Source organism: Raoultella sp., assembly GCF_039594335.1.
Classification (GTDB): domain Bacteria; phylum Pseudomonadota; class Gammaproteobacteria; order Enterobacterales; family Enterobacteriaceae; genus Klebsiella.
On record NZ_JBCNNS010000061.1, the window covers coordinates 15,704 to 27,195 of the forward strand.

Annotated in this window: 8 protein-coding genes; 1 reads left to right on the forward strand and 7 read right to left on the reverse strand. The window is 56.6% G+C overall.

Going from position 1 to position 11,492, the window contains the following annotated elements; all coding sequences use genetic code 11:
- Positions 1 to 155 precede the first annotated feature (155 nt).
- The 5 genes from ldtD to cmoM form a co-directional block, all read right to left on the reverse strand.
- Positions 156 to 1,946, reverse strand: a complete 1,791-nt coding sequence (gene ldtD / locus ACZAHD_RS12575) for a L,D-transpeptidase (protein WP_462457072.1) — start codon at positions 1,944 to 1,946, stop codon at positions 156 to 158.
- A gap of 184 nt (positions 1,947 to 2,130) precedes the next feature.
- Entirely contained in the window at positions 2,131 to 6,579 is a 4,449-nt protein-coding gene (gene mukB, locus ACZAHD_RS12580; RefSeq protein ID WP_462457073.1) for a chromosome partition protein MukB, read from the reverse strand.
- On the reverse strand, positions 6,579 to 7,283 hold the full coding sequence (gene mukE / locus ACZAHD_RS12585; protein ID WP_100685488.1) for a chromosome partition protein MukE: 705 nt from the start codon (positions 7,281 to 7,283) through the stop codon (positions 6,579 to 6,581). The genes mukB and mukE overlap by 1 nt, the downstream gene beginning before the upstream one ends.
- Entirely contained in the window at positions 7,264 to 8,586 is a 1,323-nt protein-coding gene (gene mukF, locus ACZAHD_RS12590) for a chromosome partition protein MukF (protein ID WP_462457074.1), read from the reverse strand. The genes mukE and mukF overlap by 20 nt, the downstream gene beginning before the upstream one ends.
- Before the next feature lie 3 nt (positions 8,587 to 8,589).
- Positions 8,590 to 9,369: a tRNA uridine 5-oxyacetic acid(34) methyltransferase CmoM gene (gene cmoM / locus ACZAHD_RS12595; protein ID WP_462457075.1), complete on the reverse strand. Its 780-nt coding sequence runs from the start codon at positions 9,367 to 9,369 to the stop codon at positions 8,590 to 8,592.
- A gap of 121 nt (positions 9,370 to 9,490) precedes the next feature.
- On the opposite strand from cmoM, the gene elyC reads away from it, so the two are divergent.
- Entirely contained in the window at positions 9,491 to 10,270 is a 780-nt protein-coding gene (gene elyC, locus ACZAHD_RS12600; protein ID WP_462457076.1) for an envelope biogenesis factor ElyC, read from the forward strand.
- Here the strand turns inward: elyC and ACZAHD_RS12605 are convergent.
- Together ACZAHD_RS12605 and ACZAHD_RS12610 are read right to left on the reverse strand one after the other, a co-directional pair.
- Positions 10,247 to 11,140, reverse strand: a complete 894-nt coding sequence (locus ACZAHD_RS12605; protein WP_462457077.1) for a YcbJ family phosphotransferase — start codon at positions 11,138 to 11,140, stop codon at positions 10,247 to 10,249. The two genes, elyC and ACZAHD_RS12605, sit on opposite strands and share 24 nt — an antisense overlap.
- A gap of 141 nt (positions 11,141 to 11,281) precedes the next feature.
- The coding region (locus tag ACZAHD_RS12610) for a cytidylyltransferase domain-containing protein (RefSeq protein WP_462457078.1) at positions 11,282 to 11,492 on the reverse strand (211 nt) is incomplete at its 5' end.

Genomic DNA, 11,492 nt, shown 5'->3' on the forward strand with positions numbered 1-11,492 from the left:
ATCGAATATATGCACTTCTGGCGCACGAAAGGCACCTTACCGGGCATTATTGCCAACGTCAAGGTAGCCTAACCCCAGTAAATACAGGCCCTGTAGAGGAACAGGGCCTGTTTTCACTGAGAGTTAGGACAACGAAATTCGTTGAACTACTTCATTTACCTGATTAATTGTTCTGCTTTCGCCAGAATTTGTGCGCCAGATCGCGCGGTGAGATCGTAATTGTAAATATCTGTGCGATATTGCATGCGGCCATCCGCATCGACGAAGGCGGTTAAGTAATAGAGATTGACCGGGATATTCTGACGGATGTTGACATAGCGGGTATCACCCTGCTTGAGCGCATCGGAAATCCGCGTGTCATTCCAGCCAGCATCCTGCAGCAGCATATTCGCCAGCTCCGAGGCTTTATTGACCCGCACGCAGCCGGAGCTTAAGGCCCTCACGTCTTTCTGGAACAGGTTGTGGTTCGGCGTATCGTGCAGATAGATAGCATCGGAGCTTGGCATATTAAACTTATAGCGCCCTAATGAGTTACGCGCGCCAGGTGCCTGCTGAAAACGGAACGGCAGATTGTTTTCGGTGATTGTCGACCAGTCAACCCGGTACGGATCGATAGCCTCTTTACTGTTCCAGCCGCGCATCACGGTGTAACCATGCTGCTCAAGATAGCCCGGGTCGTTGCGCACCTTCGGCAGGATATCTTTGCGCGCCAGCGTCGGCGGCACGTTCCACGGCGGGTTAACCACCACGTTGTTTAGCGCGCTGCTCATCATCGGCGTTTTACGATCCGGCCGCCCCACAATCACTCGCGATGCCAGCACCTGGCTGCCATCCTGGTAATAGACCAGCGAGAAGGCAGGAATATTGACCATAATACCGGTAGACAGTTTTCCCGGCAGCAGACGCAAGCGCTGAATGTTCAACGCCAGTACGCCCGCGCGCTGGGCCGCGGAAACGTTGAGCCAGTCGCGGGTGGATTGACCAATCACGCCATCGTCACCCAACCCCTGCCAGGCCTGGAAGCGCTTAACGCCCTCAACAAGCTGGCGATCGTAGACGCCGCGCGCCGCGGTTTTGCTCTTCTTCCCGGCAGATGGACTCACGACATCCCCCGGCAGAGCAATCTTCGCGGAATCATCGAGCATACCGTTGCGCTGTAAAATTTCGCGCAGCGCGCCAATGTCGTTACTCCACTCCCCCGGACGCAGCGCCACGTTGCTGGTCAACTGCGGCCACGGTCGGGAATCGGCCACCAGCGCCAGCAGCGCCCGGTGCATCGCCTCATATTGTGGATGCTTCGGCGCCAGCCCGGCAATAAACGGCAGCAGAGAGCCATTATCCAGCGCCAGCTGCCACTGATTAATCACCGACAGCGGCGGCGTCGCCATGGTGTACGGCTTCGTTCCGTACAGCCAGCGATTCCCCTGCACCGGAATACCGCTGATAAAATGCAGGTATCCCATCATGGCATCGGAGAGTACGATATCGCGAGCCATGCCGTTCACCGCCGGATCGGTCAGCAGGCTTACCCAGGCGGTAAATTGCGGCTGAAAACCGGCGATGGCGACTTCAGCCAACTGCTGCTGAAAAGCCTGAACCGCCTCGCGGTTCTCCCACATCGGTTTCATATCTCTGGCCGCATAGAGCGAGACCAGCGGATTCATAAACACAGGCTGATAGTCAGCCGGCAACTGCGCCACGATCGCGGCGCGGCTTTTTTCTGCGGCACCAGCCGGCAGCGGCTGTTCGCCGGCCATTTTCGCGACTGTCGCGGACTGACCATCGCTCTGGATAAGCGCAGACGACAGTTCTCCCATCGTCGCGGAACTGTCTGTGGGTACGATTTCAGGCTCTTCGGCCTGGGCATTAAACAGCGGAGCAAATGCAAAAGCCAGGCTCAAACTCAGCGCTGACAATTGACGACCATACCGTTTTTTTAGCAACATCCCTTGCCCCCTGTTATCACATTGCCGCCCGTAAAAACGGGTTTTACACTCAGTATATAGAGACGCAAAAGCTTTTGCCTCCCCAAATGTAAAGAAGTTTAAAGATTCTAAAACGTGAATTTAGCGAATTCGATAACAAAAAGGGCGACATCAAGTCGCCCTTTTCTCTATCGATCGATGACCGCTAAGAAGCATCCGCCGTTCCAGGCAGCGTTTCCGGCAACGGTGCGGCAAAACCGCGCAGCCCGACAACATGGACGTGTTCGTGGTTATTAAACACTTTACGCACTAACTTGTAGGTGGTGCCTTTTTCCGGGCTGATGTTTTCCGGCGCCGCGATGATCAACTGCATCTCCAGACGTTCGCACAGCTCAAACAGCGTGGCGATAGAACGGGCATCGAGACGTGCCGCTTCATCGAGGAACAGCAGACGGCACGGTGACAGATCCTTGCCGCGCAGGCGACGAGACTCATCTTCCCAACTCTGCACCACCATCACCAGTATCGACATCCCGGTACCGATCGCTTCCCCGGTGGACAGCGCGCCGGATTCTGCGCGTAGCCAGCCGTCGGAACCGCGGTTCACTTCCACTTCCATCTCCAGATAGTTGCGGTAGTCGAGCAGCTCTTCACCGATGGTCTGCGGGGTACGTTGCCCCATATCGATCTGCGGGTTCAGACGCTGGTACAGCTTCGCCAGCGCTTCCGAGAAGCTCAGGCGGTTGCTGTTAAACAGATCCTGATGCTGCTCGTGCTGTTCAGACAGCACATCAAGCAGCGTCGAGTGGGTTTCCCTCACGTTGACATTCAGGCGCACGCTGTTGACCTGGCCAAAGGAGACGCTTTGCAGGCCCTGGTTGAGCATACGAATACGGTTCTGCTCGCGCTGAATCGTTTTGCGAATAATGTTGGCCACGCTGCGGGAGCTGATGGCCAGCTTCTGCTCACGGTTGGTCAACTCTTCCGTCAGACGACTCAGTTCGATTTCCATCTGTTCAATCGCTTCTACCGGGTCGTCGGTGCGGATAATATCCTGACGGATACGCTCGCGCAAATGCTGGTAGACGGCGACAAAGAACTGAATTTTACGTTCAGGGCGCTTCGGATCCTCGGAGACACGCAGCACATCGCGCAGATGTTCGTTATCCGCTACGGCCAGGCGCAGCGCTCCCAGTGCTTTATCCGACATCGAGCGCAGCTCGTCAGCGGAGAGGTAGGCCAGCTCGCGGCGATGCAGACGACGTTCGACTCCGTTATCTTTCACCAGACGCATAACCGCACACCAGCCCGCCTTAGCGCTCACCACCTGCTCACGCATCTCGCAGTAGTCGCGCTCAAGTTTACGCAGCCTGCGGGTCAGGTTGTCCATTTCGGCTTCACAGAAGGTCAGCGCTTTTTCCAGCTGATTACGGCGCGAGCGGTTGTTGCTTAACTGCGTATGCAGCTGATCGCGGCGGGCTCGCGCACGCTCTTCCGCACCGCTGTCGGCGCGTACACCGATATCCTGCAACTCTTTATGCAGATCGCTCAGCAGCTCCTTTTTGGTATCAAAGGAGCTTTTCAGCGACGCCAGCACCTGATTGTACTGATTCAGCTGCGCAGAATGAGTACGCATGGCGTCGCGGGCGCGGCTACGTTCAGCTTCCGCCTGCGCCAGGCGCTGGCGCAGTTTTTCATTGAGATCGCTGTTACCGCTCAGCATTTCCGCCGAATCGGAATAGCTGAAGTGGGCGCGACGCTGCACCACTTCGCTCAGCGCAAACGCCTGCTGACGCGCATCGCGCTGCATCTGCTGCGCATAGGCGTAATCTTCTTTCAGTTGCTCGAACTGTTCCGGATCGCTTTGCAGGACTGAAACGATCGGCTCCAGTTTCGCCAGCTGATTGCCATACTGCTGAATAAAGCGCGCCGCTTCCTGGGCTTCATCCAGGCGTTCCTGAATTTCGTCAACGCGGTCGGCCAGCGTATCGTCCGCCAGCAGGTTAAGATGCGGTAACAGGCGGTTGAGAGCGGAAACCCCCTCTTTCGCCTGCTCATACTGCACCCGGTTCTGCTGGTTGTCGCTTTCATGCGCGTTAAGGGCGCGCTCCAGCTCGCCGCGGCGGCTGTTAAGTTTACGGATCTCTTCTTCCGGATCGTCTTCAAACGCGACGGCCAGATGACTGCCAATAAAGCGGCTGAAAGCCTGATGCTGACGCTGCGTTTTCTGCACGTCAAAAGAGAGGGTCGCAAAACGCTCTGACAAACTTTCCCGCTCCGCATGCAGCGTTTCAACGCGGCTTTCACGCGCAGCGCGGCCAAACAGCGGCAGCGTCGGGAAACGCGAGTAGCGCCACTGGCGATCGGCCACTTTAACCACAACCGCTTTTTCCAGCTCATCAACGCTGAAGACGCTGTCATCGAAGGATTGCGGATCGCCTTCGATCAGATAGAGATCTTCCGGGCAATCTTCCAGCCCTTCAAGCTGTTCGGCGATCTGCGCCAGATTGGGGACCACAATCGCGTGGCGCGACGGGCCATACAGCGCTGAGAAGTACGGGGCGTCTTCAAGGCTGACATCGTCATAAATTTCCGACAGCAGTACGCCACCAAAACGTTCCGCCAGCGCGTTTAGACGGGGATCTTCAGACCCTCCCGGCTGGCTGAGGCGTTCGATCTCTTCATCGATGGCGCGTTTACGCGCACCCACTTCGTCACGTTCAACAATGGCTTCGCGCTCGCGCTCCAGCAGTTGCTGGAGATATTCAGTGACATCCTGGCTTGATTCAAACTGCTCGCCGCTCTGCTCGCAGAGTTGGTTGAGGCTGTTTTGTGCGGCCAGCCAGATCGGCGCCCGACGCAGCAGAGACTGGGTGCGCGACTGCAACTGCTCCAGCTCCTGGCGCAGGTTCATGCGCTGTTCGCTGGCCGAAGAGACGCTATCGGACAAGGAGGCGATGCGCGCTTCCAGCTCCTGATGCAGCGCTTCCAGATCGTCAATATCGTAGCGTTTACCCTGACGCTTACAGAATTCGCTCAGCTGGCGCTCGGCGTCCTGCTGCTCACGCAGACGCTGTTCCAGCTCGGTCAGACGGCTACGCAGCCCTTGCGCCTGATCGGCAAGATGACGCTGGTTGACGCCATCGCGCAACAGCTCGCGCGCCACGTCCCAGGCCTCATTACGCGCCAGCGGGCCATTGATGGCTGCCACCAGCTGGTAAGCCTGCTCGAACTGGCCGTGCGCGGTCTGCGCCACGCTTATTTTTTGTTCCAGCGACAGCATTTTTTCCGTCGCTTCTTGCTCTTTCGCCTGGAATGTTTCCAGCCATTGGTCGGCGCTTTCCGACGTTAAATCCGGTAAATGGCACAGCGCCTTCGCACGTTCCAGCGCCTGCAGCGCCTGGTTGTACTGAATGGCGCGGGTCTGCTGTACGTCCAGCGCTTGCTGATAGTCGGCGAGCTGGCTTTTCAGCTCATCCACTTCCAGTTCAGCAGCCTCTGCACGGGCTTCGTTCTCTTCCTGCAGATCGGTCGCTTCGGCGACGACTTCATTCTGCTCTTCAAGGCGAATCTGCAGTTCATCGAGATCCGCTTCATAGCGCTCGATTTTTTCCTGCTGGCGCAGCGCGGTTTGGACCAGATTCAGGTGGTCGCTGGCAGCCTGATAATCGGCTTCCAGATCGCCCTCTGCGCCGTTATGTTCCTGCAGTTCACGGGCCATATCGACGTGCTTATACTGCTCTGCCGCCAGCTGCGCCCGAGAGGTAAAGAGATCGCGACGATACTCCAGCGCTTTGTCCAGATGCACGCGACGTTCGTTGGCGTGACGCATATAGTCCGCCGCAACATAGTTCGTCGCTTCGCTGATCAGATGTTTAAACAGGTCGCGATCGGACTGAGTGACGCGAATGGCTTCGAGGGTCATGCGGTTTTCGCGCAGCGCGGCTTCCATATCCTGGAACGCTTTGCGCACGCCGCTGTTTTCCGGCAACAGGTAGTCGCGCAGCGAGCGGGTAATGGTGTTAGAGATCCCGCCATACAGCGAGGCTTCAATCAGGCGATAGTATTTGCTGCGGTCAGAGGCCGAACGCAGACGACGCGCGACAACCCCGAGATCAAACATCAGCGAGTGATAATCGGTTATCGAGTTGAACTGCTTGAACTGCACCCCTTCCATCTCTTCAAGCTTGTCTTTCAGCTCGTTGAGGCTCAACACGCGCGCCTGGCGCTCGTTAAGGGTTTCCGTCAACAGCTGGGTCGGCTGAATGGACATCGGCAGCCCCTGGATAGCAAACGGCTTGATATCCACTTTACGATCGCGACCGGCGATCTGCTGCAGACGTACGCCCACGACCACGCGCTGGTGGTGCGAGTTGACCACGTCCAGTACCGAATAACACACCCCGGCCCGCAGCTTCCCGTGCAAACCTTTATCACGCGAACCGCTGGTGGCTCCCGCTTCGGTGGTGTTACGGAAGTGCAGCAGGGTCAAATCCGGAATCAGTGCCGTGACGAAAGCCGCCATGGTGGTTGATTTCCCGGCCCCGTTGCCTCCGGACAGCGTGGTGACCAGCTCATCCAGATCAAACGTTCGGGCAAAAAAACCGTTCCAGTTAACCAGCGTCAGCGAGCGAAATTTACCGCGTTCAATCATTACTCTTCCTCCCCGCTATCCGGCTGATTCTCTTCGTTCTCATCATTGAGCTGCAGATGGTTTTCCAGCGCCATCGCTTCACCGTCGCGAATCATGCGCAGCTGCGCCTCGCGCGGATCGTCACCGACGCGAACGTCAGCACCAAAACGGAAGACCGACTCGGTAATGCGGAATTTGCTGCTGTCATGGCCCATAAACCAGACCATACCCAGGCGGCGCAGACGGTTGAGCGACGCGCGCATTTTTTCCTGTAGCTTCTGCCGGTCGAGATCGGACCCGGTAGAACGGTTGTTCACCAGCTTCAGCAGTTTAGCCTCGTCCGCCAGGGTCAAAAGCTCATCGTAGAGCTCCTGCTGGGTAAAGATCCCTTCGTTGGCCAGCCGTTCCGGGCTGAGATAGAGGTAGCAGAGAATTTTGCCAACCATCATATCCAGCTCGGAGAGCACCGAACGCGGAATCAGCGTCGTGGAGCGCGGGCGCAGATAGAAAAACCCTTCTGGCGCGCGAATCAGTTCAACGTTATAACGCGCGTAAAACTCTTCCAGGTAATCCTGAAAATCCATCAAAAATGCGTGATTATCCAGTTCGTCCAGGCCGATATGACGACCTGCTCGCAGGGCGCTGTCCAGCGCCGGAAATAACGGATTGCCCAACGCCAGCGCCAGTTTAACTGGCATCACTTGTTCAATATTTGTCGATGACATGCGCCTGTACCTTGGCTCCGTAATCATTAATCGGCTGCCATTTTGCCGGCAGTCCGGTGAAATCTGCTTGTGCGACGCCCAGGCGTACCGCCTGATCGACGACGATTCGCGCCACATCAAAATGGCGAGCTCGCGGATACTGCGCCAGATATTCGCGAACCACCAGACCGAGATCCAGCGGGACGCCTTTGTCTTTGTAAACCACCAGTTGCGCTTCAATCAGCGCGGCGAGCTGTTCGCGAATTTCGTTAAACTCTTCATATTCCAGATCCGCCGGAAGCTCTCCGGTAACCTCTTCATCACGCAGCGCCATCTCTTCATCGCGCATATCCAGCAGACGATCGGCGCTGGCGTGAGTCAACGCCCACGGGGCGTCAAAATAGGTCTGGATCGACTGACGCAGGCGCTGAGCGAAGACGCGGTTTTTATCCATATCGATAGCGGTACGGATAAATTTATGCACGTGACGATCGTAGCCGATCCACAGGTCAATCGCCTGCTGGCCCCAGCTGACGATACGGTCCAGTTTGCTTTGCAGATCGAAGACTAAGCGATCGACAAAATGCAGATCGTCACGTGAAATTGTCGCATCCTGAATTCTCAACAGGTTAGCCTGCAGTTTATCGCCTGCGGCATCCAGGGTATCCTGCAGCTCGCGCAGAGTCCCGGATGTTTCTGAAAGCAGCAACTCGCAGCTGGAGATCGCCGCACGCCAGTCTTTATTCAACAGCTGAGCGATATCATCTTTGACCAGCTGCTGCTGCTCATCCATGATGCGCTGCGTCAGATCGATACTGTCGAAAATCTCAGCAACCGAATATTTCAGCGGCGCAAAGACGTTGCGATGCCAGTGAAACTCATCGCCGCCCTCTTCTGCTGAGTCTGCTGCGCGCTTGAGCTCACTGGCGACGATAGACAGCTGCATCGACAGACGCAGAGTGGAAAATTCGCGTTGGCGAATATAGTAGTCGGTAATACCGATGCCCAACGGCGTCAGGCGATAAATCGCATTGCCTTCCGTGATTTCGCTGGTAAAGCGGTTCAGCAGACGCTGGCGCACCATATCGTTGATCGCATTATTGGCGCGCTGGCTGATGGTTTCGCTGGTCTGCTCAAACGCATCACTGACGTGGCGGAACGCATCCACCAGTTCTCCCTCGGTCATTTCTCCTTCGAGTCGCTCGCCGTTCAGCGTAGCAACCGCCAGCAGAAACGAGAGTCTGTCTACCGGCAGCGAAATAGAAAAATCATTTTTTCTGGCCCAGGCAACCAGTTCGGGGACTGTCTGGGAAAATTCACTCATAGTTTATCCTTGCATCTGCGGCTTAAGCGCTGTGACATGAATGTAGCGACCCAGGCTGATATACGGCTCCTGGCGACAGTAGCGCGTTTCCAGCTCCAGCAGCGCCGCAAAATTGTCACGCTGTTTGCGTTTTTCACGCAGATAATCATGAAACACCCGCACGCCGGTTTTACCGGTAATGTGCCAGCCCTGCTCTTCCAGCCAGCCATAAACCTGTTGCGGGGAACGCGGATAGTCCGGCGACAGCGTGCGTTTTTTCTTTTTCGGCATGCCGATTTGTACGTAGTCGAAGTTCCCGACGACCATGTTATGCATCAACAGACCGTTAGCATTGTAGAACATTAACGATAGCGCGCCGCCGGGTCGTAAAACCGACCACAGCGTTCGCAGCATCTCCTGCGGCTCGGCCACCCACTCCAGCACCGCATGAAACAGTATCAGATCGACCGGGCTTTCTATATGCTGCGTAATATCCTGAGCGGCGCATTGTACAAAATGCATGTTGTCGATCACACCTTTATCGGCAGCAGCCTGCCTGGCGCGCGCCACCATTTCAGCCGAAAGATCGCATAACGTCACATGGTGGCCCATTTCCGCAACTTTTACCGCCGTTTGCCCTTCGCCACCACCGGCATCAAGAACCCGGAGCGGTCCAGGCCCCAACTGGCTCAACAGCGGTTGCAGATCCTGCCACAGAATGGCCTGACGCAGTTCACCCTTGGTGGTGCCGTAAATATTGCGCGAAAACTTTTCAGCCATGTCATCAAAATTACGATCTTTCACGGGCGGATCCACCTGCCAACACAAAGCCGCTATTTTGTCATACCCACGCTGAGAATGAAGCGATCTGTTATAAGATCCGGACATAACTTTAGTTATATGGTTAAAAAAGGAGCCATCTGGCATGCTTTTTACACTGAAAAAGGTGTTAGGCGGTATGATGCTGCCGCTTCCCCTGCTGCTGTTGCTGATTGCGCTCGGCATCGCGTTACTGTGGTTTAGTCGTTTCCAGCGCACCGGCAAGCTCTGCGTTAGCCTCGGCTGGCTGCTGTTGCTGTTGCTGAGCCTGCAACCGGTAGCCGATAGTTTGCTAAAACCCATTGAAGAGAAATACCCGACATGGCGGGGTACAGAGCGCGTGCAATACGTCGTCGTACTTGGCGGGGGCTACACCTGGAATCGAGACTGGGCTCCCAGTTCAAATCTTATCAACAACAGCCTGCCGCGGCTGACAGAAGGGATCCGCCTGTGGTATGAGAACCCGGGCTCAAAACTCATCTTTACCGGCGCAGCGGCGAAAACCAATCCCGTCAGCACGGCAGAAGCCGGAGCCAGAGTTGCGGAGAGTCTGGGGATACCGCGCAGCGAAATTATCGTTCTGGATAAGCCCAAAGATACCGAAGAGGAAGCCGAGGCGGTGAAACAGGCCATTGCCGATGCGCCGTTCCTGCTGGTAACTTCCGCATCACATTTGCCCCGGGCGATGATTTTCTTCCAACATGTCGGACTCAATCCTCTGCCCGCCCCCGCCAACCAACTGGCGATCGCGTCGCCGCTCAACCCGTGGGAACGGGCGATCCCTTCCCCGGTCTGGCTGATGCACAGCGATCGCGTCGGCTACGAAACGCTGGGGCGCATTTGGCAATGGTTAAAGGGCACCTCAGGCGAGCCAGGGCAGAATTGATTTGGCGGCCAGGTCAAACCGGGCGCGGTCAAAGCGCCCGGTATTGACGAGGTTATCCACCTCATCCCACAGCAGATAGAGCCAACGTCGCCACAGGAAAGATTCAGCCACCGGGGCCCGGCGCAGATAGTGCCACAGCAACTGCTCCGCCTGTCCCCCGTCGGACAGGCGAAACAGTTCATATTCTCGCGGCGCCCACAGCATCATGCCCGGCCCGACCATCGCCAGCAGCTGATCGCTACGCGCGTCTTTTAGCATACTACGCAGCGTGAAGCTGCCGTGTACCAGCACGCAGTTATCATTAAAATCTTTCAATAAATCCGGGAGACACTCGCGAGCGCGGAACAAAATCCGTTTATCCTGCATCGTCAGGCCGGTATCCTGATACAGATTAAGGGTGCTCCACAGCATCTCAACCCGCTGACGGTACCAGTGTGGCCACAGGTTTTCCTGAGTATTGTCCACCATGCCGACGCAGCCGCCGCTATCATGCCGGTGCCATGCCAGAAGAGCTTCCACGATCTGCTCCTGCAGCTGCTCCCAGCGTTCCGGCGTACGGGCCGGCGCTTCCGCAGACACCCCGCGCAACCGCTCAATCAGCAGCACGTCCGGACCGGGATGCTCTTCATGCGTCAACACCCCGTAGACCACCGGCATGCGCGCGGTGCCGCTACGCGCCAGAGTTGAGATCTTCCACGCCAGCTGGCGTGCAATGCCTGGCGTGGTAAAACTTTTCGCCAGCAGCGGCAGCGGGTTTCCCTGCGCATCATAAAGCGACCACAACGCCGAGGAGGGCTTCTCGCTGATACACTCCACGCGGCTCAGTTTCTCCCCCAGCAGGTGGCTAAGTTCGGTTCGCAGCTGTTCCATTTCTGATTACCCTTGTGAATACTACTGATTTTATAATGAGCGCCAGCCGCAGGGATGTCATCAGGTGAGATCAAAAAATTGAGGGAAATGTATGGAAAAACAGCCTGAGGATGTCCCCTCACAGCGGAGGGGATGAATGGATTAACGCAGCTCTGCGCGTACGCGCTCCAGATCTTCCGGCGTATCGACACCGGTCCCCGGGACAACTTCGGCCACCGCGACATAGATTTTTTCGCCGTACCACAGTACCCGCAGTTGCTCCAGCATTTCGATCTGTTCCAGCGGACTCGGTGCCCAGCTGACGTAGCGACGGATAAAGCCGGCGCGATAACCGTAAATACCGATATGACGT